This window comes from Streptomyces sp. NBC_01244, assembly GCF_035987325.1.
GTDB lineage: Bacteria > Actinomycetota > Actinomycetes > Streptomycetales > Streptomycetaceae > Streptomyces.
Window position 1 is genome coordinate 5878436 of record NZ_CP108488.1, and the last position, 21450, is coordinate 5899885.

The following is a 21450-nucleotide window of genomic DNA, read 5'->3' on the forward strand; positions in this document are numbered from 1 at the left end:
AGCACTTCCATGGACGTCATCTCCGTCATCCGCACCAAGCGCGACCGCGGTGAACTGAGCCCCGAGCAGATCGACTGGGTCATCGACGCGTACACGCGCGGCGTGGTCGCCGACGAGCAGATGTCGGCGCTGGCGATGGCCATCCTGCTCAACGGCATGAACCGGACCGAGATCGCCCGCTGGACCGCCGCGATGATCGCGAGCGGCGAGCGGATGAACTTCGACTCCCTCTCCCGCCCGACCGCGGACAAGCACTCCACCGGCGGCGTCGGCGACAAGATCACCCTGCCGCTGGCCCCGCTCGTCGCCGCCTGCGGCGCGGCCGTACCGCAGCTCTCGGGCCGCGGCCTCGGCCACACCGGCGGCACCCTGGACAAGCTGGAGTCCATCCCCGGCTGGCGCGCCCTGCTCTCCAACGAGGAGATGCTGCACGTCCTGGACACCACCGGCGCCGTCATCTGCGCGGCCGGCGACGGCCTGGCCCCGGCCGACAAGAAGCTCTACGCGCTGCGCGACGTGACGGGCACCGTCGAGGCGATCCCGCTGATCGCCTCCTCGATCATGTCCAAGAAGATCGCGGAGGGCACCGGCTCCCTGGTCCTGGACGTGAAGGTCGGCACCGGCGCCTTCATGAAGAACATCGAGGACGCGCGCGAGCTCGCCCGCACGATGGTCGGCCTGGGCACGGACAGCGGCGTCAAGACGGTCGCCCTGCTCACCGACATGTCCACCCCGCTCGGCCTGACCGCCGGCAACGCCCTGGAGATCCGCGAGTCCGTCGAGGTCCTGGCGGGCGGCGGCCCCTCGGACGTGGTCGAGCTGACCCTGGCCCTGGCCCGGGAGATGCTGGACGCCGCGGGCATCAAGGACGCCGACCCGGCGAAGGCGCTGGCCGACGGCTCCGCGATGGACGTGTGGCGCCGGATGATCGCCGCGCAGGGCGGCGACCCGGACGCGGCGCTGCCCGTCGCGCGGGAGCAGCACGTGGTCACGGCCCCGTCCTCGGGCGTGCTGACGCGGCTGGACGCGTACGGGGTGGGCGTGGGCGCCTGGCGCCTGGGCGCCGGCCGCGCGCGCAAGGAGGACCCGGTCCAGGCGGGCGCGGGCATCGAGATGCACGCGAAGCCGGGCGACACGGTGGTCGCGGGCCAGCCCCTGATGACCCTGCACACGGACACCCCGGAGAAGTTCGACTACGCCCTGGCGGCGCTGGACGGAACCTTCGACATCGCGGCGCCCGGCACGGCCTTCTCCGCCACGCCGATCGTGCTGGACCGCATCGCCTGACCTGTACTCACTCGTACGGCTGAACGGGATCGGTGGACGCCCACCGGTCCCGTTCTGCATGCTGGGATCGGTGCCAACAGCTTGAGGAGCACACCATGAGCGCACTCACCGTCCAGCACGAGCCACAGAGTGGCGACAGCTGGGACGCGCTTGTCCGTCTCTGGGAGGAGATGGACTGGCCGGAGGGCTGCAAGGTGGAGATCATTAAGGGGATCATCACCGTGGCGCCCACGCCTGCGAATTACCACAACGTCATCGCCGGAGAGGTGCAGCGCAAGCTCTACTCGGCCCTCCCTGGTGACTGGGGCATCTACCAGACGCAGAGCGTGGCGGTCCCGTCCCGCAAGGGGATGTTCATCCCCGACCTGCTGGTCATGCCGAGAGACATCCTCACCGAGTCTGAGTCCGTGTACTACGTACCCGCCGCCGCAGCTGAACTCGTCGTCGAGATCACGTCCCCTTCGAATGCGTCGCACGACCGCATCGCGAAGGTTGCGGGATACGCGCAGGCTGGTGTTCCGCTGTACCTCCTCATTGACGCGTTCGCCCGGGGTGGCCCGACTGTCACGCTCTACGGAGAGCCGAGCGACGCCGTATACCGGGTGCTCCAGGCGGGCAAGTTCGGTGACACCTTCCGGCTGCCCGCGCCGTTCAGTGTCGACCTCGACACATCCCTGTTCCCAGCCCATTGAGGTAGTTCTCGACACCGATGACTTCTGGGGCGTGGGGGAGTCATCCCCTCGTGGAGATCAGAACCCTGGCCCTGGAGGGGCCTGAGCCGGATACCGCCGAGCTGTGCGCGCGCGTGCGCGCACTGTGCAGGGACGGGCCCCACGGGGTGGTGTGCGACGTGGGCGCGGTCGCCTCACCCACCCTCGCGACCGTCCAGGCCCTGGCTCGCGCAGCCCTGACCGCCCGGCGCCTCGGCATCCCCTTCCGGGTCACCGGGGCCCCGCCCCCGCTCCGCGCGCTACTGCACCTCGTAGGACTCGTCGAGCTGCTCGGGGAGCCCGAAGAGCGGGAACCACCGGGCGGTGTCGAGGAAGGCGTTGAGCCCGACGATCTTCCCGTCTGAGACCTCCAGCACCTGGAGCGCCCACGGGGTCCATCCCGGCTGCCCGTCCACGCGCGGCCGGTACTGGCCGAAGGCGGGCATGCCGTTCGCCGTGGTCGGGATCATCCGCGAGCCCTTGCAGCCGATGCCCTGGTTCAGGTGCCAGGCCGCGATGTCCTCGTGGCCCTGGAGCCACAGGTCGAACGGCGGCATCGACAGCACCGCGTCCTCGTGGAGCAGGGCGGTCAGCCGGGAGATGTCGTACGCCTCGAAGGCGGCGAGGTACTGCTCCAGCAGTTTGACCTGGTCCGCGTCCAGCGGGTCCGCGGACTCGCTCTCCCTGATCCGGGTGGCGGCGAGCGTGGCTCGGGCCCGCTGCAGCGCGCTGTTCACCGACGCGACGGTGGTGTCCAGCAGGGTGGCGACCTCGTCGGCCTTCCAGGCCAGCACCTCGCGCAGGATCAGTACCGCCCGCTGCTTGGCCGGCAGGTGCTGGAGCGCCGCGACGAACGCGAGCCGTACGGACTCCTTCGCCAGCGCCATCTCCGCCGGGTCGGCGGTCTGCGGCAGCACCCGCCCGTCGGGCACCGGCTCCAGCCAGGTCACCTCGGGCCGCTCGCTCAGCACGGCGGAGGCCTGGTGCTGCGGGGCACTCAGGTCCATGGGCCGGGCCCGCTTGTTCCCCGCGCTCAGCAGGTCCAGGCAGACGTTGGTGGCGATCCGGTACAGCCACGACCGCAGGGAGGACCGCCCCTCGAACTTCGCGAAGCTCCGCCAGGCACGGATGTACGTGTCCTGCACCGCGTCCTCGGCGTCGAAGGCCGAGCCGAGCATGCGGTAGCAGTAACCGGTGAGCTCGACGCGGTAACGGTCCAGCGCAGCGTCGAGGTCGAGGTCGGGTGAGAGGTCGGTGGCTTCGGTCATGTCCCTTGATCCCCCTGGTAGTTCCCGGTCCTTGGGACGCTACCCGAGGGGTCTGACAACCGCAGCCCGGCACGCGGCGGCGGAACCTTCCGCTAGACCTGCCACCGGGCCCGGACCACCCCGTCCGGGTCCGGCAGAACCCCGGTGAACAGGGGATTGCGCTCGTCGGCGTACACCGGCAGCAGCGCCGCGGCCCGCGCCCCGGCGAGCACCTCGACCAGCTCCGCGCGGTCCTCCTCGTCGACGAGCCCGCCGGAGATGCGGCCGTCCGCGTCCTCCCACACGCACTCCAGGGAGAACTCCTCCGGCAGCCCCGCGATCAGCCCGGCGGTGTCGGCGGACAGCCCCGGCCAGACGTTCAGGAGTGTGCGTGGGGTGAGCCCGGCCCGCAGGGCGCCGAGTCGGCCGCCTACGTCGCCGCCGCCTTCGATCCGGTGCCAGCGGGTCCAGGCGTGCTGTTCCTCGACGAGCCCCGCCTCGCCGCGTGCCGCGCTCGCGCGGACCCGCTCCCAGAACCCCTCGTCGGCGGCCCGTAGCTCGTAGGGGCCGTCGAGCTCGGGATCGTACGGCGAGACCTCGACGGGCTCCGCGAAGATGCCGAGTTCCCGGGCGCGGGCCACGGCCGCCCCGCAGGCCGTACGCGAGCCGACGTAGACGTACAGGTCCCACCCCACCTGCAACGCGAAAACGTCCCGCCCCTCCTCCGCGGCCTCCAGCCGGCAGTAGGGGCCGTCGCCGCGGAGCATGCCGCGCACGAGTTCCAGCGCCACGGGCAGCGTCACCCGCGTGCCGTCGTGGAACCCGGCCGGGCCGTCGGGGAACAGCCCGGTCAGCCCGTACCCCTCCACCGCGGGCTCCCGCCCGAAGTGCGCGGACCCGCCGAAGACCTGCGGCTCCCGCACGGTGAGCAGATCCACCCCGCTCTCCCGCGCGAAGGCGTCGATCGCCGCCAGGTACGCGGCCTCGACCGGCCCGTGGTCGCTGTCGGTGTCCTGCGTCCCCCGGTAGGTCCCGTCGGGGGCCCGGTCGGCGGGGTCGTACTTGGTCACCCGGTAGGCGTGGGGGAGCAGCGGCACGTCAGGCCTCGTCTTCGGCGAGCGCGAGCGGCGGGCGGTCCGGGAGGGGCCAGGACTCCGGCGGGCGGAAGTCGCACCAGGTGCCGTCGAAGGGGTAGGCCGCCGCGTCGATGAGGCGGGTGACGCGGACGCCCTCCGCGCGGATGGCGGCGGCCTCGGCCGGCGTCCAGTACACCGGGTGGCCCGTCTTCGCGGCGAAGGACTCCTCGTCCTTCCACTCCCACGCGCGGTCCGGGGTCACCGTGATGTCGAGTTCCTGGTCGGTCACGTGGACGTCCGCGCCGTCCCGGGCGTGGACACGGGATTCGAGGTTCACATACCAGCTGCGGAACTCCTGCTCCGGCGTGAAGTTCCACCACACCGCGTGCCCCGCCCCGGCCGGCTGCAGGATCAGCGCGCCCCCGTGCCGCCACCGACCCGCCCGCAGCGGGTACGAGCCCTCCGGCGGCAGGTCCCGCAGGTGGGTGCCGGGCGGGATGGCGGCGCGCCAGAGCGGGGTGCCCGGGGCCACCCACAGCAGCAGGCCGCCGTCGCCCGACTCCACCACGCGGGCCGGGATGATCATGCTGACCGTGCTGCCGAGTATGAGGTGAACGTTGACTGTGGACATGGTCGGCGATCATGCCAGCCGCCGGTTGCGGGCCCCTCGTCCGGCAGCCCTCAGCGCGCCGCGAGCGCCTCGATCCGGGCCGTACGGGCCGCGTGGGACCCGTACAGGGTGATCGTGACGACCCCGGCGACCGCGAGCAGCGCCAGGGTGACCGTGGCCGCCCAGCCCGCCGAGTGGTAGGCGAGGGCGCCCAGCGTGCCGCCGGCGCTGGAGCCGACGTAGTACGCCGACTGGTAGAGCGCCGAGGCCTGCGCGCGGCCCGTCTTCGCCGTACGGCTCACCGCCGCGGAGGCCACCGCGTGGCCCGCGAAGAAGCCCGCCGTGATGAGGACCAGGCCGAGCAGGATCGCGGTGAGCGACTCCGCGAGGGACAGGAACAGGCCCACCGCCGTCGTGGTCACCGCCAGGTACAGCGCGCCGCGCCGGCCCAGCCGGGCCACCAGCTGCCCGGCCGCCGCCGAGGAGACCGTACCGACCAGGTAGACCAGGAAGATCGAGCCGATGAGGCCCTGCCCGAGCGAGAACGGCTCGTCCACCAGGCGGTAGCCGATGACCGTGTACACCGCCCCGAACACGGTCATGAACAGCGCGCCGATCCCGTACAGCCGCAGCAGCAGCGGATCGCGCAGGTGCCCCGAGACGGTACGTCCCACCGCACGCGGGTTCAGCGAGGCCGGCCGGAAGAACCGGGCCCGGGGCAGGAGCACCAGGAACGCCGCCGCGCAGGCCAGCGACATCAGGCCGACGGTCAGCAGCCCGCCGCGCCAGCCCCAGACCTGGGCCGCCCACCCCGTGACGAGACGGCCGCTCATGCCGCCGATGGAGTTGCCCGCCACGAACAGGCCGATCGCGGCGACCAGCGCCTTCGGCTTCACCTCTTCCGCGAGGTACGCCATCGCGGAGGCCGGGATGCCGGCGATCGCCGCGCCCTGGACGGCGCGCAGCGCGATCAGCCACTCCAGGTTCGGAGCGAAGGGCACGAGGAGGCCGACGCCGACCGCGATCACCATGGACCAGGTCATCATCCGGGTCCGGCCGAAGCGCTCCGAGAGCGCGCTGAGCGGCAGGACGAACAGGGCGAGCGCGCCGGTGGCCGCGGAGACCGTCCAGCTGGCCTGACCCGCCGTCACGCCGAAGCCGTCGGAGATCGCGGGCAGCAGTGCCTGGGTGGAGTAGAGGAGGGCGAAGGTGGCCAGGCCGGCGGCGAAGAGCGCGAGGCTGAGGCGGCGGTAGCCGGGACGGCCGGGCTCGTGCGCCTCGGGTGCGGAGGCGGGGAACGACGGGGTGGAGGCACCCGGGATGACGGGTGCCCCGGTATGAGCGGGAGGCATGCGTACGACGGTAGGGCCGGCCTTTTCATGCGTCCAATGCACAGATTCGCGATAATCAATCCATCCGTGCATCAACCCAGGTCAGATGGGTGCCTATCGATGAGTCGTTACGAAGAAGACATGGCCGTGACACATGCGCTGGCCCCGCGCCTCGCCTACTTCGTCGCCGTCGCCCGGCACGAGCACGTCACCCGCGCCGCGCACGAGCTGGGCGTTCCCCAGTCCACCCTGTCGCGGGCCATGGTCCGCCTCGAACAGGACCTGGGCGTCACGCTGTTCGCCCGCAAGGGCCGTACGGTCGCGCTCACCACCGCCGGCCGCACCTTCCTCGCCTCGGCGCAGCGCTCGCTGGCCGAGATCGCCCGCGCCGCCGGCTCCGTACAGCAGGACGCCGACCCGTCCTTCGGCAAGGTCGCCTTCGGCTTCCTGCACACCCTGGGCCCCGAGACCGTACCCGGCCTGATCCGGGCCTTCCGGGCCGACCACCCCGGCGTGCGGTTCTCCCTGGTCCAGAACTACGGCGAGGCCATGCTGGAGAAGCTGCGCGCCGGCGAGCTCGACCTCTGCCTGACCTCACCCCTGCCCGACGCCCCGGACCTGGTGGCCCGCCGGCTCGACGAGCAGCGGCTGCGGCTCGTGGTCCCGGACGACCACCGGCTCGCCACGCGCAAGCGGATCCGCCTGGCGGAGGCCGCCGAGGAAACCTTCGTCACCCTGGAGCCGGGCTACGGGCTGCGCCGCATCACCGACGACCTGTGCGCGGAGGCCGGTTTCACGCCCCGGGTCGCCTTCGAGGGCGAAGAGGCCGAGACCCTGCGCGGGCTCGTCGCCGCCGGTCTCGGCGTGGCGCTGCTGCCGCCGCCCGCGGTGGCCCGGCCCGGGGTCGTCGAGCTGACGGTCACCGCCCCGCGCGCGGTCCGCGAGATCGGGGTGGCCTGGCTCGACGGGCACCCGGACACGCCTCCGGTGGCGGAGTTCAAGAAGTTCCTGCTGTCCCGTCGGGGGCGGCTGATTCCGGAGCTTCAGCCGGGTGGCGAGTGAGCGGGGTGCGGGCGGCCTCGGAGGCGGCCGCCGCCGTCGCCGACAGCAGGAACCCGGCCTGGAATCGGGACTTGGCCCCCACCGCCCGCATGATCTCGGCGATGTGCCGCTGACAGGTGCGCTCCGACATGCCGAGGCGCCGGGCGATGACCTTGTCCTCCAGCCCCTCCGCCAGGAGCCGCACGATGGTCTGGCGCAGTTCGTCGGAGATGGACCGGGCCTGGTCCGGCCCGACGGTGGTACTGAAGGGCTCGGCCTCCGACCAGCAGCGCTCGAAGGCCTGCGTCATGAAGTGGACGACGTTGGGCTCGCGCACCACCAGCGCCGCCTTGATGTCGTCCTGCACCTCCATCAGCCCGGTGTGCCGGTCGACGAGGATCATCCGCATCAGCCCGTCGCCGACGGTACGGACCTGCGAGCCGAGCGCGGTCACCCGCTCCACGTAGGCGGCCGTCGGGCGGGAGTAGCGGGCGGTGTGCTGGTAGATGGTGCGCATCCGCACGCCACGGGCCAGCATCGCCTCGTCCCGGACCACCGCCCCCTTCAGGGTCTCCGGGCTGCGGCCGCCGCCCGGGTGGCAGGTCAGCACCTCGGACTCGGCCGAGGCGACGAGCTCCCCGATCAGGTCCTGCAGCGCGGCCGGGTCGGTGACCAGCTCCAGGGCGTTCGCCCCGCCCCGGTCGCGCAGTTCGGCGCCCGCCTCGTACTCGGGAAGCAGGTCCTCCAGCCGGACGCGCAGCCGGTCCATCTCGTCGTGGGTCTCGCGCACCCGCAGGGCCAGCGGGGCCAGCGTCCGGGCCGCCGCGGCCCGCGGGGAGACCGCACTCCAGCACACCCGTGCGGGCTCGCCGGGGCTGTCGCCGTCCGCGGCGGAGGCCGGGCGGGAGCGGGGCTGGATCAGGTGCGCCGCCTCGAGTTCGGCGAGTGCGGCTCCGACGGACTCGCCGAGCGCCTCGCCGGCCTCCGTCTCGGAGAAGGCGTGCCGCTCGGCCGCGTACCCGTAAAGACGCCGGGCCACGGAGCTCAGTTGGTCCGTTTCATCCGATGGCATATACATATTCGTCCCGGCCTGTGCCGATTCGTAAACCCCTCGTGTTCCCGCAAGGCACCAAGACGATGCCCTCCGATCTTCGTGAGGATAGGCCGAACCGGCACAGTGGTACCACGGCGTTCTCGGGGGAGGGCGCGGGCATTCTCACGTCCGCGCTTCGCCGGCCTGGCATCGCGCCCTCGCGCGGGCGTGTGCCTCAAGGTGGTCGCGCCGGGCCCGCCCGTGTCATCCGACCGGGAGGGGACGGCGCGGCCGGCACGGACGGCCCCGCGCGACCACCACCACATCCGGGCGCTCCGGCCCGCGGCTCCCCGCTGTCGCCGGGGCCGCCGCCCTTCCGCCCCGCCGCCCTTCCGCCCCGCGGACCCGGGCTGCCTTCACCGGGTGTCAGCCGCGCAGGGACCGTCCGTAGCCGGAGGCCAGCGGCATCCGCAGACCCAGCGGCGGGGGAGCCGCCAAGGCGTCGGTGACCGGCCGCGAGTAGGAGCCGCAGAACACGGAGCCCAGGACGAAGTCCACGGACAGGGCCACGACTTCGTCCTGGTGCTCGCGCAGACCGTGCCCGTCGGAGTGCACCTCGAAGCGGCACGTCGTGCGGTTCGCCTTCTTCGCCCGGGTCGCCAGCCGGTACGACGACTCCGGGTCGCTGCGGGCGTCGTTGGTGCCGTGCACGATCAGGACCCGGCGCCCCGAGAGCTGCTTCACCGGTTCGGGGGAGTCCGTGTCGGACTGTCGCGGCAGCGAAGGGGCGAGTGCCAGAACGGAGTTGACGGCTTCGTGGCCGGCCGCGGCGAGCGCCGCCCGGCCGCCCGCGTCATAGCCGGCCAGGCACACCGGCACGTCTCCGTACAGGCGGACCACCTCGTCGGCGGCCCACTCGGCGTCCCCTTGCCGGGTGCCCGCACCGTGGATGACCTGGTGCGTGACCAGCCCGTCCGCCGCGCCGGCACGGGCCAGGGCCCGAGCCAGCGGACGTACCGGACCGGGGGACAATCTGGATGCTCCGGGAAGAAGGAGCACCACACCACTGACCGTTGATACCGAGCCGATCGCGCCGGCCGCCCGCCCCAGGCGGGCCCCGCGCGCCGGCGGCGCATGCTGTGCCATGACGGAACAGTCTCAGACGCGGAGGTGTACGCCACCCGTCCGCGCGGTCACTGTTACATATCGGGGGTGGACTCCGTCTCACCGCTCTACGCGCGTAGGAGCTAGAGTGCCCAGATGACGAGCGAGACCCCCAACCTGCCCACCCCGGATCAGATCCGCCGCTCCCCGAAGGTGCTCCTGCACGACCACCTCGACGGTGGACTGCGCCCCGGGACCATCATCGAGCTGGCCCACAAGGTCGGCTACGAGAACCTTCCCGAGACCGAGGCCGACAAGCTCGGCACCTGGTTCCGCGAAGCCGCCGACTCCGGCTCCCTCCCGCGCTACCTGGAGACGTTCGCACACACCTGCGCCGTCATGCAGACGAAGGAGGCCCTCTTCCGGGTGGCCTCCGAGTGTGCCCAGGACCTCGCCGAGGACGGCGTCGTCTACGCGGAGATCCGCTACGCGCCCGAGCAGCACCTCGAAGCCGGCCTGACCCTCGAAGAGGTCGTCGAGGCCGTCAACGAGGGATTCCGCGAGGGCGAGCGCCGTGCACGGACCAACGGCAACCGCATCCGCATCGGTGCGCTGCTGACCGCGATGCGGCACGCGGCCCGCGCGCTGGAGATCGCGGAACTGGCCAACCGCTACCGCGACAAGGGCGTCGTCGGCTTCGACATCGCCGGTGCCGAGGCCGGGTTCCCTCCCACCCGCCACCTCGACGCCTTCGAGTACCTCAAGCGCGAGAACAACCACTTCACCATCCACGCGGGCGAGGCCTTCGGTCTGCCGTCGATCTGGCAGGCCCTGCAGTGGTGCGGCGCCGACCGGCTCGGCCACGGCGTGAAGATCATCGATGACATCGAGGTCGCCGAGGACGGCTCCGTGACGCTGGGCCGCCTGGCCTCCTACGTCCGGGACAAGCGCATCCCCCTGGAGATGTGCCCGACCTCGAACCTGCAGACGGGCGCGGCGGTCTCCTATGCCGAGCACCCGATCGGCCTGCTGCGGAAACTGCACTTCAGGCTGACCGTCAACACCGACAACCGGCTGATGAGCGGTACCAGCATGAGCCGCGAGTTCGAGCACCTGGTCGACACCTTCGGCTACTCGCTCGAGGACATGCAGTGGTTCACGGTCAATGCGATGAAGTCCGCGTTCATTCCTTTCGATGAACGGCTGGCCATGATCAACGACGTGATCAAGCCCGGTTATGCGGAGCTGAAGTCGGAATGGCTGTTCCGGCAAACCGCTTCCACCAGCGGTTCTGTCTCGGCCTAGGCCATGGCATGACGGACTGAAAGCGCCCGGGAGGAGCAATTCCCGGGCGCTTTCTCGTATTTAATGATGTTTGCGAGAGGGGGTTTGAAGTGACTAGTTTGCGGAGCCGCTCATTTCCCCGTCGCAAGGACGATTCCTCATGAAGCAGTCAGCTGCCAAGACCCTCGGTGTTGCCGCTCTCGGTGCCGCCTTCGCCGCCGTCACCGCCGGTACCGCCTCGGCCGTCCCCGCCGTCGGTCTCGGCGACGCGCTGAGCACCGTCACGGGCGCCGTCCAGGGTGCGACCAGCCAGCAGCACGTGACCGCCGAAGAGGGGCAGCAGGCCCCCGAGGCGACCGACCCGGCCGCCGCGCTCGCCCCGGTGACCGGCCTGCTCGGCGGTCTGCCGACCAGCAACCTCGGCGCCTGATCCACTCCGGATCCCCGGTCGGATTCGTACGCGACCCGTACGCGATTCGCACGCACGCCCACGCGGCGCACACCTCTTCGACCAGGTGTGTGCCGCGTCGCGGCATGTGCCAGGATCACCGCCAACTGCCCGCCGACACCCTGGGTATGAGGTCTCGATCATGCGCATGAAGGCACGAACGGCCACGGCCGTGCTGCTCCCCGCCCTGCTGTCCGCGATGGTGGGCTGCGGCAGTACGAACACCCCGGCCTCCGGCAAGAGCCCGGACCCGAAGGGCTCCGCGAGCACGCCCGGACAGTCCGCTTCGGCGGGCTCGGCCGGCACGGGAGCCCCCGGCTCCGCGGGCACCGGCGGGGCCGCCAGTGGCACGGGCGGCGCGACCGCGCCCAAGCAGGGCGGCAGCCGCCTGGAGCGCTCCGCCCTGGCACAGGGCGACCTGGCCGGCTATCAGATCTCCGCGAACGGCAAGAATCCGAACGCCCCCGACGGCCAGCCGCAGGCGGACCGCAAGGCCTGTCAGCCGCTCGCCGACATCATGGGCGACAAGCCCGACCCGGCGGCGCGCGAGACCGTCAACCGGGGCATCGGCTCCCAGAAGCAGATGGGCCTGGCCGTCTCCGCCTCCGTCAGCTCCTACGCCGAGTCCGACGCCAAGGCGCTGATCGCCCGGCTGAAGGACGCCGTGGCCGCCTGTGCCACCGGCTTCACCGCCACCGTCGAGAAGCAGAGCGGCGCCTACCGCGAGGTGAAGGCGGCCGACTACGAGACGGGCGGCGACGAGAGCGTCAGCTGGACCACGACCGCGGCCGCCGAGGGCGTCACCGCCCAGGTGCACCTGGTCGTCGTACGCCAGGGCGACACCGTCGTGCGCCTCATGGCACTCAACGTCGCGGGCGGCCGCCAGACCCCCCAGGTCCCGCACGAGGTCGCGGACAAGCAGCTCCAGAAGGTCCGCGCCGCCCGCTGAATTCCGGGTCCGGCCGATTACCAGCCGGTGGCGGCGGAAGAGGCGCTCGACTTCTCGTTCGGCAGGAGCACCCACAGCGCCAGGTAAAGGAGGAACTGCGGTCCGGGCAGCAGGCACGAGACGACGAAGATGATCCGCATCGTGTTCGCGGATATTCCGAATCGGCGCGCCAGACCGGCACAGACTCCGCCGATCCATCGTCCGTCACGGGGGCGGGCAAGGGCGCTCATGGTCTCTCCTCGGTCGTTGTGCGGTCCGCGGGATGTTTTCCCGCGATGCCTCAATACTCCCGCTGAACAGAGGACAGAACGTCGGTCCAGGGGCCGAGCCCGACCCTGGTAATTCTCGGGGTCGTGCCCTGAGAACGCCGCAGCCGGCACCGCAGGGCCGGGACGACGGCCAGGTGCGCGAGCATCACGCCGAGGGTGTTCAGCAGGACCGAATCCACGTCGACCACCTGCCCCGGGACCGCCATCTGCAGCATCTCGATGCCGACGGAGAACAGCGCGCCCGCGGCGGCCGTCCGGACCAGCGAGGACCACGTGGCCAGCGGCGAAAGCTCCACACGCCCGCTGATCAGCGGCAGCAGCACCCCGAGCGGGGCCAGCAGCGCCAGCCCGCCGCCGATCCGGCGGGCAGACTCCAGGGGCCCGTAGGAGAGGTCCGCCCTGATCCCTTCCAGCGGGGTCAGATTGGCCGCCGCCGCCCAGGGCACGTCGAGCGGGCGCAGCATCAGCCAGCCGACGAGGAGGAGGTGTGCGGCCAGCAGGACCCCGGCGAGAAGCCGGATCCACAGCTGTACGGCAGCGCTGCCACTGCCCTTGACACGGTTGCCCTTGAGACGGTGCACGCCAGTGGAGACGCGGCTTCCGGTGCTCGCGGTTCCGGGGAAACCGCCGGTCAGCCGGTGGCGAGCAGCACAATCAGGATGAGTGCGCCGATCACGGAGGGCGCGATGATCTCGTACGACCAGGAGACCTTCACCGGGCCCTGGGCGCCGGCGCGCGAGGCGCACCGCTCGTGCAGTTCCCGCAGCTCGTCGATGATGCGGTCGGCGGAGGCCTGGCGGACGTCCTCGTCCGGGGTCTTGGCCTGACCGTTGCCCAGGCCGAGCCGGCCCGCCTGGCGGCGGTTGGCCTTCTTGCGCTCCCGCAGGGAGACCGCGATCGACCACATCTGGTACGTCGTCCCCTCCGCGATCACCTCGGCGGCGAACCGGGCCCGCACGGTGTCGACGGCCGCCCAGGGCAGCTCGATGATCCGGAAGGGGTTGCGCACGCGCAGCCGGTCGTCGTTGGCGAAGACGGCCGGACGGACCGTGAACGCGACGATGACGGGGGCCAGGCACAGTGCGGAGGCGAGGGCGATCCACGGGACGTTCCCGGAGCCCCGCACCACGGCGTCCCCGCAGAGCCATGCGAGCAGCGCGAGCAGCACCACCCCGGTGACAGTGGCCATCGGGGAACGGTAGACCCGGTCGTCGTACGCAGGCTCTTCGGTGGGCTGATCGCTGCTCATGCGGCAGATTCTGCCTCAAGCCGTCTCAGCCCACGAGATCGGCGTACAGGATGATGTTGTCGGGACGGTGACCGTCGGTGATTTCACCGCCGCAGGTGATCACGCGCAGCTCGGGGCGGGCGGTGTTCCCGTAGACCTTGTCGGTGGGGAAGCGCTTCTTGTCGACCTGCTCCAGCTCGCGGACGCGGAACACGGCGGTGCTGCCGTCCGCGCGGGAGACGGTCACCTCGTCGCCGATGCGGACCTTGGAGACGTCCTTGAGCACGGCGGGGCCGCGGGCGGTGTCGAAGTGGCCGATCAGCACGGCGGGCCCGGTCTCCCCGGGGGTGACGCCCTTGTCGTACCAGCCGATCTTGTCCCCGTCGGCCACGGAAGGCACCTCGACGGTGCCGTCGGCGGCCAGGCCGAGCGACAGCAGCGGCGAAGCGTCGACCCCGGCCGCGGGGATCCGTACGCGTACGGGCGCGGAGGCGGGCTTCGGAGCGGCCGGGGCCGGGGCCGCCGGGGCGGAGGTCGGGGTGACGGCGGGCGGCGCGGAGGCCGCGCCGGGGGTCGCGGGCGTGGCGGCGGGCGTGGCGCCGCCGCATCCGGTCAGCGCGGCGGCCAGGAGGGCGGCGGCGATCAGCGGCCGGGCGGTACGGCGGGTCATGGGAGGCTCCGGCGGAACGGGCCGAGGCGGGCCACCCGGGGGTGGCCCGCCGGAGGCGAGTCGAGATCTGAAGGGGTCGCGTGTCAGCCCTGGGCGCGGCGGCGGCGCAGGAACACGCTCGCGCCGAGCGCACCGAAGACCGTGACCAGACCGGCGCCGGCCGCCAGCGTGGTGGTGTTGTCGGTGTCGGCGACGCTCTCGACCGGCAGCTCGGCACCCGCGGCCACCGGGCCCTTGGGGACGACGCTGGTCTGCGCGCCCGGCTTCGGCTTCGGCTTCGGCGCAGGCTTCGGGCCCTGCTCCTCGGTGGTCTGGTAGTCGAGCTTGCAGCCCTTGGGGAGCGCGGGGAAGGAGGCGCTCTTGGTGACGTCGCCGACCTGGTACTCCCACCGGAACACCGGCTTGGCGCCGTTCGGGTTCTCGATGCGCAGGGAGTCCGAGCTCCGACCCGGGTGGGTGCGGTCCAGGGTCCGCGGGTTGGGCTGCCCTTCCAGGGTCTGCACGAAGGCCTTCGGGCCCTTGGGGGACATCGTCAGGTCTGCGGACAGGTACTCGCCGAGCCGCACCGTCTTGACCTCGGAGACGCAGGAGCCGGTCCCGGTCTCGGCGGCCTTGCCCTTCGGCAGCGGGAACGACGTGGTCTTGCCGCTCTCGCTGTCGAACACGGTGAGGACCGGCTCGGCCGAGTCCGCCTTGGTGAGGGCGAAGGTCGTGCCCTGGACCGAGACCTTGGTGTGCTTGCGGTCGAGGGACACGATCGCCTTCGGGTGGACCGTGCCGTCCCCGAGCACGGCGAAGACCTTGACCGAGGGCGCCTCCGTCGCGGAGTTGATCATGTCGGCGACCAGGCTCTTGCTGAGGGTGACCCGCTTGGCCTTGGACGCGGCTACCTCCGTCGAGGTCACTGCCTGCGGTGCGGACGCCGCGAAGGCGGAGCCGGCGGCCGGTGCGAGCATCGCGCCGGCGAGCGCGGCGGTGACGATCGAGGTGCGGAGGGCGGTACGCATAACGACTCCAGAAGCGTGGGTGAGGAAAGTGGAAGAGAGTCGCATGCCGCGTTGAGTCTGTTCGGTCGGGTTCACCGGGTCAGGTGTGGCGGGCTGCTGAGAAAGAATTTACGGATCTTGTGCGCGTGAACGATCTGCTTCCTGTCATGGCCGCGTAACAGCAAACGGGGTGTCCGATTCCGAATGAATCGGGGGGAGGGGGTGACAGGCCGCTACGCGCGTAGATATGCTCATGTGGTGACCATGCCCACCACCCTCACCGCATTCGCTGACGTGACGACGTCCGACAGTGCGCTGCGCCGCTTCCTGCACGGGCTGCCCGGCGTCGACGCTGTCGGCCTGGAGGCCCGCGCGGCCTCCCTCGGCACCCGTTCGATCAAGACGACGGCCAAGGCGTACGCCATCGACCTCGCCATCTCGATGATCGACCTGACGACGCTGGAAGGCGCGGATACCCCGGGCAAGGTCCGGGCGCTCTCCGCCAAGGCAGCCAACCCCGATCCGACCGACCGCACCACGCCCATGACGGCCGCCGTCTGCGTGTACCCCGACATGGTGGCCACCGCCAAGGCCGCCCTGAACGGCGCCGACGTCAAGGTCGCCTCCGTCGCCACCGCCTTCCCGGCCGGCCGCGCGGCCCTGCCCGTCAAGCTCGCCGACACGGCCGACGCCGTGGCCGCCGGCGCCGACGAGATCGACATGGTCATCGACCGTGGCGCCTTCCTCGCCGGCCACTACCTCGACACCTACGAGCTGATCCGCTCCGTCAAGGCGGCCTGCGTCCGCCCCGACGGCAGCGCGGCCCGGCTCAAGGTGATCTTCGAGACCGGCGAGCTGTCCACGTACGACAACATCCGCCGCGCCTCCTGGATCGGCATGATGGCCGGGGCCGACTTCATCAAGACGTCCACCGGCAAGGTCGGGGTCAACGCGACGCCGGCGAACACGCTCCTCATGCTCGAAGCCGTCCGCGACTTCAAGGCGCAGACTGGAATCCAGATCGGCGTGAAGCCGGCCGGCGGCATCCGGACCACCAAGGACGCGATCAAGTTCCTGGTCCTGGTCAACGAGACCGTGGGCGAGGACTGGCTGTCCAACCACTGGTTCCGCTTCGGAGCCTCCAGCCTGCTCAACGACCTGTTGATGCAGCGCCAGAAGCTGAGCACCGGCCGTTACTCCGGTCCCGACTACGTGACGGTGGACTGAGACCATGAAGACGCAGACATCCGCATTCGAGTACGCACCCGCCCCCGAGTCCCGCTCCGTCGTCGACATCGCCCCCTCCTACGGGCTGTTCATCGACGGCGAGTTCACCGACGCGGCGGACGGCAAGGTCTTCAAGACCGTCTCCCCGGCCTCCGAAGAGGTCCTCTCCGAGATCGCGCAGGCCGGCGCCGCCGACGTGGACCGCGCCGTGAAGGCCGCCCGCAAGGCCTTCGAGAAGTGGTCCGCGCTGCCCGGCTCCGAGCGCGCCAAGTACCTCTTCCGCATCGCCCGGATCATCCAGGAGCGCAGCCGCGAGCTGGCCGTCCTGGAGACCCTCGACAACGGCAAGCCGATCCGGGAGACCCGCGACGCGGACCTCCCGCTCGTCGCCGCGCACTTCTTCTACTACGCGGGCTGGGCCGACAAGCTCGACCACGCGGGCTACGGGGCCAACCCGCGCCCCCTCGGCGTGGCCGGCCAGGTCATCCCGTGGAACTTCCCGCTGATGATGCTCGCCTGGAAGATCGCCCCGGCGCTCGCCACGGGCAACACGGTCGTGCTCAAGCCGGCCCAGACGACCCCGCTCTCGGCGCTCTTCTTCGCGGACATCTGCCGCCAGGCGGGCCTGCCCAAGGGCGTCGTCAACATCCTCCCCGGGTACGGGGACGCGGGCGCGGCCCTCGTCGAGCACCCGGACGTGAACAAGGTCGCCTTCACCGGCTCCACCGCCGTCGGCAAGGCCATCGCGCGCCAGGTCGCCGGTACCTCCAAGAAGCTCACCCTGGAGCTGGGCGGCAAGGGCGCCAACATCGTCTTCGACGACGCCCCCATCGACCAGGCCGTCGAGGGCATCGTCAGCGGCATCTTCTTCAACCAGGGCCAGGTCTGCTGCGCGGGCTCGCGCCTCCTGGTCCAGGAGTCGATCCACGACGAGCTGATCGACTCGCTCAAGCGCCGGCTGACCACGCTGCGCCTGGGCGACCCGCTCGACAAGAACACCGACATCGGCGCGATCAACTCCGCCGAGCAGCTCGCCCGGATCACCGCCCTCGCGGACACCGGCGAGGCGGAGGGCGCCGAGCGCTGGTCGGCGCCGTGCGAACTGCCGAACGCCGGCTACTGGTTCGCCCCGACGCTCTTCACGAACGTCTCCCAGTCGCACACCGTCGCCCGTGACGAGATCTTCGGCCCGGTGCTGTCCGTGCTGACCTTCCGTACGCCCGACGAGGCCGTCGCCAAGGCCAACAACAGCCAGTACGGCCTGTCCGCCGGCATCTGGACGGAGAAGGGCAGCCGCATCCTCGCGGTCGCCAACAAGCTCCGCGCGGGTGTGGTGTGGGCCAACACGTTCAACAAGTTCGACCCGACCTCGCCCTTCGGCGGCTACAAGGAATCGGGCTTCGGGCGCGAAGGCGGCCGCCACGGCCTGGAGGGCTACCTCGATGTCTGAGTCTGCTGCGTCGTCTTCGACGCGTCTGAGCGTCTTCAAGACCTACAAGCTGTACGTCGGGGGCAAGTTCCCCCGCTCCGAGAGCGGCCGGGTGTACGAGGTGAGTGACTCGAAGGGCAAGTGGCTGGCCAACGCCCCGCTGTCCTCCCGCAAGGACGCCCGTGACGCGGTCGTCGCCGCCCGCAAGGCCTTCGGCGGCTGGTCGGGCGCGACCGCGTACAACCGCGGCCAGATCCTCTACCGCGTCGCCGAGATGCTGGAGGGCCGCCGCGAGCAGTTCGTCCGCGAGGTCGCCGAGGCGGAAGGTCTGTCGAAGTCCAAGGCCGCTTCCGCCGTCGACGCGGCCATCGACCGCTGGGTCTGGTACGCGGGCTGGACCGACAAGATCGGCCAGATCGTCGGCGGCGCCAACCCGGTCGCGGGCCCGTTCTTCAACCTCTCCACCCCCGAGCCGACCGGTGTCGTCACGGTCGTCGCCCCGCAGGCCTCGTCCTTCCTCGGCCTGGTCTCCGTGATCGCCCCGGTGATCGCCATCGGCAACACGGTCGTCGTCATCGCCTCCGAGAAGGCGCCGCTCCCGGCGCTCTCCCTCGGCGAGGTCCTGGCCACCTCCGACCTGCCCGGCGGCGTCGTCAACATCCTGTCCGGCAAGGCCGCCGAGATGGGCCCGCACCTGGCGTCCCACCAGGACGTCAACGCGATCGACCTGGCGGGCGCCGACGAGGCGCTGGCCAAGGAGCTGGAGATCGCGGCCGCGGACAACCTCAAGCGCGTCCTGCGTCCACAGCCTGTGGACGACTGGAGCGCGGACCCGGGCACGGCGCGCATGACGGCGTTCCTGGAGACCAAGACCGTCTGGCACCCCACGGGGTCGCTGGGCGCGGGCGGATCCTCGTACTAGAGATCCCCGAAGACGGGCCCCGGCAGTGTCCCCCGCGCTGCCGGGGCCTCTTCATGCCTACGGGAGCTACTTGGCGGTGCCCGGCAGCAGCGGGCCCAGCAGCGAGGAGGCCGCGGCGGTGGGCAGCTCGCCGACCGACGGCCCCCGGGTCAGGATGCCCGTGACCATGCCGGTGCCGACCGAGGGGAAATCCGCGACCTTGGTGGCGACGCCGTTGTCGAGGGGGTCCACTCCGGTGTGGGCCAGAGGGTTCACCTTGAGATTCGAGATCGGGTCGGAGACCCCCGCGAGGGCCGCCGGAACATCGAGCTCCCCCGCCTGGGCGCCGCCGGCGGCCATCGCGAGGGCCGCGCCGGCCATCGAGAGGCTCAGGCCTGCGGTGCGCAGCGCCTTGGTGTGGGGTGCTTTGGGGGCTGCGTGACGTGCCATGGATTCCCGCCTGTGGGCTCGTGTGGTGACGTAGTCGTGCGCGCACGCAGCGTAGCGAGATGGGGTGGCTCACCGGTATCTCGACCTGGGCGCCGTCACTCGTTCGAGGAGATCCCTGGGGATAGCCATGGATGGAGAGGAATCGCGACGCTACGCAGCAGTGTTCCGCAGCAAACTGCACAAGAAGGTGACCCGGCAGCGCCAGGACACCGCCCGCAAGTGGGCCAAGACCGTCGTGCGCGACCACGACGCCCTTGCTGTGGAGGACTTCCGGCCGAAGTTCCTCGCCAAGTCGACCATGGCCCGGAAAGCGGCCGATGCGGCGATCTCCGCCACCAAGCGCGAGCTGATCAATATGGGGCGCAAGCACCAGCGAATGCTGTGTCTGGTGCATCCGTCGCACACCACCATGGACTGTGGGCGGTGCGGAGCGAGACACAAGAACTCCGCACGCGTGATGCTCGTCCGGGCAGGTCTCGACCCGGTCGGCGCTGATCGCGGAGGACCTGTCGGTCCGTCGGGCTGCCAGGCTGCGTGAGCCGGGAATCCCCCTCTTTTGTCTTTGGGAGGGGGAGGAGTCAAACTGTTGTTCCGTGAGCTGTTCCTCTCCTTTGCCTACGCGTGTCGTCCTGCTGACCGGACCCTCGGGGTCCGGCAAGTCCTCGCTGGCGGCCCGTTCGGGGCTGCCCGTGCTGCGCCTGGACGACTTCTACAAGGACGGCGACGACCCCACCCTCCCGCTCGTCGACGGCAGTGCCGACATCGACTGGGACTCCCCGCGGTCCTGGGACGCGGAGGCGGCCGTGGCCGCGATCGCCGCGTTGTGCGCGGCCGGGCGGACCGAGGTCCCCGTCTACGACATCGCCACCTCCTCGCGGACCGGTACGGAGGCGCTGGACATCTCCCGGACCCCGCTGTTCATAGCCGAGGGGATCTTCGCGGCGGACGTCGTGGGCCGGTGCCAGGAGCTGGGGCTGCTGGCGGACGCCATCTGCCTGCGCGGGCGGCCCAGCACCACCTTCCGGCGCCGGCTGGCCCGGGACCTGCGCGAGGGCCGCAAGTCGGTGCCGATGCTCCTGCGGCGGGGCTGGCGGCTGATGCGGGCCGAGCGGGGCATCGTGGCCCGGCACACCGCGCTGGGCGCTCACGCGTGTGGGCGTGACGAGGCGCTCGGGCGGCTGGCCGCAGCAGCGGCCGGACGGCACCGGGCTGCGGCCCCGGCGTAGCCGGGACGTGAAGACGGGACGTGAAAAGGCGGGACCCTGCGGACCCCCGGCCGCATGATCCCGCCTTTTCCCCCGTGGCCCCCGTCCCACCCCCGTGGGACGGGCCCCCTGGCCCGATGGTTCCGTGTGGTCGCCGTTAGGCGACCAGGTCCTCGAAGGACTCCGACTCGTCGCGGCCGAAGCTCAGCGCCTCGTCCTCGCGCATGCGGCGCAGCGAGCGCCAGATGCTCGACTTCACCGTGCCGACGCTGATGCCCAGGATCTCCGCGATCTCCGGGTCCGTGCGGCCCTCGTAGTACCGGAGCACCAGCATCGTGCGCTGCGGCTCCGGGATGCGGGTGAGCGCCTGCCACAGCACGGCACGCAGCTCCGTACCGCCCATGGCGTCCGTGTCCGAGGCCGTCTCCGGCAGCTCTTCCGTCGGGTACTCGTTGAGCTTGCGCCGGCGCCAGGCGCTGATGTGCAGGTTCGTCATGGTGCGGCGCAGGTACCCGCCGACGGCGGCCTTGTCGCTGATGCGGTCCCAGGCTCGATACGTGGAGAACAGCGCGGTCTGCAGCAGGTCCTCGGCCTCGTAGCGGTCGCCGGTCAGGTGGAAGGCCGTCGCGTAGAGGGCGGCCCGCCGCTCCTGGACGTACGCCGTGAACTCGGCTTCGTTGGAGGAGTCCGGGACGTCCGGGGAGCCCGCCGTGCGCTGGGCGGGGACGGAGGGGCGCTCGTAGGTCTTCGCGTCGATGGCCACCACGTGCGCCGGCCGCCGGGAAGGGGCCGTCGCCGTACGGATTGCCGTGCGGCGGTTCACATCGTGCAGCCGCGTGACAACCGCGCCGGTGCTGGTGCTGTGCAGCGTGTTCATCTCGCGCCCCCCGTCGTGGAGTCTGTCTGGTCCGTTGCCAAGAAGACTGCCCGCCCGACATAACCGGGGTGTCCTTCGACTGTCACAG

At 71.3% G+C, this 21450-nt stretch carries 24 protein-coding genes and 1 pseudogene; 12 read left to right on the plus strand and 13 right to left on the minus strand.

The genetic code is table 11. From position 1 onward, the window contains the following. Positions 1-9: 9 nt before the first annotated feature. The 3 genes from OG247_RS26650 to OG247_RS44885 all read left to right on the plus strand — a co-directional run bounded on the left by OG247_RS26650 (position 10) and on the right by OG247_RS44885 (position 2362). Positions 10-1287 carry a thymidine phosphorylase gene (locus OG247_RS26650; RefSeq protein ID WP_327254589.1) on the plus strand — a complete coding sequence of 426 codons (1278 nt, stop codon included), beginning with the start codon at positions 10-12 and terminating at the stop codon, positions 1285-1287. A gap of 95 nt (positions 1288-1382) precedes the next feature. Next, the gene (locus tag OG247_RS26655) at positions 1383-1979 is read left to right on the plus strand and encodes a Uma2 family endonuclease (RefSeq protein ID WP_327254590.1); all 597 of its coding nucleotides are present in this window, start codon (positions 1383-1385) and stop codon (positions 1977-1979) included. A 17-nt stretch (positions 1980-1996) separates the two neighbouring features. Further along, the gene (locus OG247_RS44885; RefSeq protein WP_442813411.1) at positions 1997-2362 is read left to right on the plus strand and encodes an STAS domain-containing protein; all 366 of its coding nucleotides are present in this window, start codon (positions 1997-1999) and stop codon (positions 2360-2362) included. Here OG247_RS44885 and OG247_RS26660 read toward each other — a convergent pair. From OG247_RS26660 to OG247_RS26675, 4 genes are all read right to left on the minus strand, one after another. After that, positions 2258-3265 carry a sigma-70 family RNA polymerase sigma factor gene (locus OG247_RS26660; protein ID WP_327254591.1) on the minus strand — a complete coding sequence of 336 codons (1008 nt, stop codon included), beginning with the start codon at positions 3263-3265 and terminating at the stop codon, positions 2258-2260. The genes OG247_RS44885 and OG247_RS26660 overlap by 105 nt on opposite strands. A gap of 92 nt (positions 3266-3357) precedes the next feature. Then, entirely contained in the window at positions 3358-4341 is a 984-nt protein-coding gene (locus OG247_RS26665) for an RNA-binding protein (RefSeq protein WP_327254592.1), read from the minus strand. A gap of 1 nt (position 4342) precedes the next feature. After that, positions 4343-4951: a DUF402 domain-containing protein gene (locus OG247_RS26670; protein WP_327254593.1), complete on the minus strand. Its 609-nt coding sequence runs from the start codon at positions 4949-4951 to the stop codon at positions 4343-4345. A 50-nt stretch (positions 4952-5001) separates the two neighbouring features. Next, on the minus strand, positions 5002-6282 hold the full coding sequence (locus OG247_RS26675) for an MFS transporter (protein WP_327254594.1): 1281 nt from the start codon (positions 6280-6282) through the stop codon (positions 5002-5004). A 99-nt stretch (positions 6283-6381) separates the two neighbouring features. Between OG247_RS26675 and OG247_RS26680 the strand changes: the two genes are divergently transcribed. After that, a complete protein-coding gene (locus OG247_RS26680) occupies positions 6382-7323 on the plus strand; it encodes a LysR family transcriptional regulator (protein WP_243333770.1) in 942 nt (313 codons plus the stop codon). Here the strand turns inward: OG247_RS26680 and OG247_RS26685 are convergent. Together OG247_RS26685 and OG247_RS26690 are read right to left on the minus strand one after the other, a co-directional pair. Beyond that, positions 7259-8374: a helix-turn-helix transcriptional regulator gene (locus OG247_RS26685; RefSeq protein ID WP_327254595.1), complete on the minus strand. Its 1116-nt coding sequence runs from the start codon at positions 8372-8374 to the stop codon at positions 7259-7261. The two genes, OG247_RS26680 and OG247_RS26685, sit on opposite strands and share 65 nt — an antisense overlap. A gap of 387 nt (positions 8375-8761) precedes the next feature. Continuing rightward, a complete protein-coding gene (locus OG247_RS26690) occupies positions 8762-9481 on the minus strand; it encodes an alpha/beta hydrolase (RefSeq protein WP_327254596.1) in 720 nt (239 codons plus the stop codon). 114 nt (positions 9482-9595) lie between these two features. Here OG247_RS26690 and OG247_RS26695 point away from each other — a divergent pair, with 114 nt between their 5' ends. The 3 genes from OG247_RS26695 (at position 9596) to OG247_RS26705 (ending at position 12120) form a co-directional block, all read left to right on the plus strand. Beyond that, positions 9596-10744 carry an adenosine deaminase gene (locus tag OG247_RS26695; protein WP_327254597.1) on the plus strand — a complete coding sequence of 383 codons (1149 nt, stop codon included), beginning with the start codon at positions 9596-9598 and terminating at the stop codon, positions 10742-10744. A gap of 139 nt (positions 10745-10883) precedes the next feature. Further along, on the plus strand, positions 10884-11153 hold the full coding sequence (locus tag OG247_RS26700; RefSeq protein WP_327254598.1) for a hypothetical protein: 270 nt from the start codon (positions 10884-10886) through the stop codon (positions 11151-11153). 166 nt (positions 11154-11319) lie between these two features. Next, positions 11320-12120: a hypothetical protein gene (locus tag OG247_RS26705; protein ID WP_327254599.1), complete on the plus strand. Its 801-nt coding sequence runs from the start codon at positions 11320-11322 to the stop codon at positions 12118-12120. A 17-nt stretch (positions 12121-12137) separates the two neighbouring features. Here OG247_RS26705 and OG247_RS26710 read toward each other — a convergent pair whose 3' ends face one another. The 5 genes from OG247_RS26710 to OG247_RS26730 all read right to left on the minus strand — a co-directional run bounded on the left by OG247_RS26710 (position 12138) and on the right by OG247_RS26730 (position 15294). Beyond that, positions 12138-12350, minus strand: a complete 213-nt coding sequence (locus OG247_RS26710; RefSeq protein WP_327254600.1) for a PspC domain-containing protein — start codon at positions 12348-12350, stop codon at positions 12138-12140. A gap of 50 nt (positions 12351-12400) precedes the next feature. Beyond that, a complete protein-coding gene (locus OG247_RS26715; protein WP_442813412.1) occupies positions 12401-12970 on the minus strand; it encodes a VanZ family protein in 570 nt (189 codons plus the stop codon). A 50-nt stretch (positions 12971-13020) separates the two neighbouring features. Beyond that, the gene (locus OG247_RS26720; protein ID WP_327254601.1) at positions 13021-13638 is read right to left on the minus strand and encodes a PH domain-containing protein; all 618 of its coding nucleotides are present in this window, start codon (positions 13636-13638) and stop codon (positions 13021-13023) included. A 25-nt stretch (positions 13639-13663) separates the two neighbouring features. Continuing rightward, positions 13664-14287, minus strand: coding sequence for a class F sortase (locus OG247_RS26725; RefSeq protein ID WP_327254602.1), 624 nt, complete (start codon positions 14285-14287; stop codon positions 13664-13666). Positions 14288-14370: 83 nt separating this feature from the next. Then, on the minus strand, positions 14371-15294 hold the full coding sequence (locus OG247_RS26730; RefSeq protein ID WP_327254603.1) for a hypothetical protein: 924 nt from the start codon (positions 15292-15294) through the stop codon (positions 14371-14373). A 243-nt stretch (positions 15295-15537) separates the two neighbouring features. On the opposite strand from OG247_RS26730, the gene deoC reads away from it, so the two are divergent. The 3 genes from deoC to OG247_RS26745 are packed head-to-tail and all read left to right on the plus strand — an operon-like array spanning position 15538 to position 18851. Further along, positions 15538-16500, plus strand: coding sequence for a deoxyribose-phosphate aldolase (gene deoC, locus OG247_RS26735; protein WP_266912778.1), 963 nt, complete (start codon positions 15538-15540; stop codon positions 16498-16500). 4 nt (positions 16501-16504) lie between these two features. Then, on the plus strand, positions 16505-17950 hold the full coding sequence (locus OG247_RS26740) for an aldehyde dehydrogenase family protein (RefSeq protein ID WP_327254604.1): 1446 nt from the start codon (positions 16505-16507) through the stop codon (positions 17948-17950). After that, complete coding sequence (locus OG247_RS26745) at positions 17943-18851, plus strand: aldehyde dehydrogenase family protein (protein ID WP_327254605.1); 909 nt, start codon at positions 17943-17945, stop codon at positions 18849-18851. Before OG247_RS26740 ends, OG247_RS26745 begins: the two co-directional genes overlap by 8 nt. Positions 18852-18917: 66 nt before the next feature. Here the strand turns inward: OG247_RS26745 and OG247_RS26750 are convergent, their stop codons facing one another. Then, on the minus strand, positions 18918-19280 hold the full coding sequence (locus OG247_RS26750; protein WP_327254606.1) for a hypothetical protein: 363 nt from the start codon (positions 19278-19280) through the stop codon (positions 18918-18920). Between the two features lie 73 nt (positions 19281-19353). Between OG247_RS26750 and OG247_RS26755 the strand changes: the two are divergent. Continuing rightward, positions 19354-19818, plus strand: a pseudogene (locus OG247_RS26755) (RNA-guided endonuclease TnpB family protein); the annotation flags it as partial. Between the two features lie 7 nt (positions 19819-19825). Beyond that, the gene (locus OG247_RS26760; protein WP_442813658.1) at positions 19826-20506 is read left to right on the plus strand and encodes a uridine kinase family protein; all 681 of its coding nucleotides are present in this window, start codon (positions 19826-19828) and stop codon (positions 20504-20506) included. A gap of 136 nt (positions 20507-20642) precedes the next feature. On the opposite strand, the gene OG247_RS26765 is transcribed toward OG247_RS26760, so the two are convergent. Next, positions 20643-21362 (minus strand): SigE family RNA polymerase sigma factor, encoded by a 720-nt coding sequence (locus OG247_RS26765; protein ID WP_327254608.1) that lies wholly within the window; start codon positions 21360-21362, stop codon positions 20643-20645. Between the last annotated feature and the right edge of the window lie 88 nt (positions 21363-21450).

Bases quoted from the DNA above. Each gene is read 5' to 3' on its own strand.
- OG247_RS26710 (WP_327254600.1), bottom strand. From the start codon at position 12,350: ATGAGCGCCCTTGCCCGCCCCCGTGACGGACGATGGATCGGCGGAGTC.
- OG247_RS26655 (WP_327254590.1), top strand. From the start codon at position 1,383: ATGAGCGCACTCACCGTCCAGCACGAGCCACAGAGTGGCGACAGCTGG.
- OG247_RS26685 (WP_327254595.1), bottom strand. From the start codon at position 8,374: ATGCCATCGGATGAAACGGACCAACTGAGCTCCGTGGCCCGGCGTCTT.
- OG247_RS26740 (WP_327254604.1), top strand. From the start codon at position 16,505: ATGAAGACGCAGACATCCGCATTCGAGTACGCACCCGCCCCCGAGTCC.
- OG247_RS26690 (WP_327254596.1), bottom strand. From the start codon at position 9,481: ATGGCACAGCATGCGCCGCCGGCGCGCGGGGCCCGCCTGGGGCGGGCG.
- OG247_RS44885 (WP_442813411.1), top strand. From the start codon at position 1,997: ATGACTTCTGGGGCGTGGGGGAGTCATCCCCTCGTGGAGATCAGAACC.
- OG247_RS26670 (WP_327254593.1), bottom strand. From the start codon at position 4,951: ATGTCCACAGTCAACGTTCACCTCATACTCGGCAGCACGGTCAGCATG.
- OG247_RS26650 (WP_327254589.1), top strand. From the start codon at position 10: ATGGACGTCATCTCCGTCATCCGCACCAAGCGCGACCGCGGTGAACTG.
- OG247_RS26705 (WP_327254599.1), top strand. From the start codon at position 11,320: ATGAAGGCACGAACGGCCACGGCCGTGCTGCTCCCCGCCCTGCTGTCC.
- OG247_RS26660 (WP_327254591.1), bottom strand. From the start codon at position 3,265: ATGACCGAAGCCACCGACCTCTCACCCGACCTCGACCTCGACGCTGCG.
- OG247_RS26765 (WP_327254608.1), bottom strand. From the start codon at position 21,362: ATGAACACGCTGCACAGCACCAGCACCGGCGCGGTTGTCACGCGGCTG.
- OG247_RS26720 (WP_327254601.1), bottom strand. From the start codon at position 13,638: ATGAGCAGCGATCAGCCCACCGAAGAGCCTGCGTACGACGACCGGGTC.
- OG247_RS26675 (WP_327254594.1), bottom strand. From the start codon at position 6,282: ATGCCTCCCGCTCATACCGGGGCACCCGTCATCCCGGGTGCCTCCACC.
- OG247_RS26745 (WP_327254605.1), top strand. From the start codon at position 17,943: ATGTCTGAGTCTGCTGCGTCGTCTTCGACGCGTCTGAGCGTCTTCAAG.
- deoC (WP_266912778.1), top strand. From the start codon at position 15,538: ATGCCCACCACCCTCACCGCATTCGCTGACGTGACGACGTCCGACAGT.
- OG247_RS26680 (WP_243333770.1), top strand. From the start codon at position 6,382: ATGAGTCGTTACGAAGAAGACATGGCCGTGACACATGCGCTGGCCCCG.
- OG247_RS26695 (WP_327254597.1), top strand. From the start codon at position 9,596: ATGACGAGCGAGACCCCCAACCTGCCCACCCCGGATCAGATCCGCCGC.
- OG247_RS26700 (WP_327254598.1), top strand. From the start codon at position 10,884: ATGAAGCAGTCAGCTGCCAAGACCCTCGGTGTTGCCGCTCTCGGTGCC.
- OG247_RS26750 (WP_327254606.1), bottom strand. From the start codon at position 19,280: ATGGCACGTCACGCAGCCCCCAAAGCACCCCACACCAAGGCGCTGCGC.
- OG247_RS26725 (WP_327254602.1), bottom strand. From the start codon at position 14,287: ATGACCCGCCGTACCGCCCGGCCGCTGATCGCCGCCGCCCTCCTGGCC.
- OG247_RS26730 (WP_327254603.1), bottom strand. From the start codon at position 15,294: ATGCGTACCGCCCTCCGCACCTCGATCGTCACCGCCGCGCTCGCCGGC.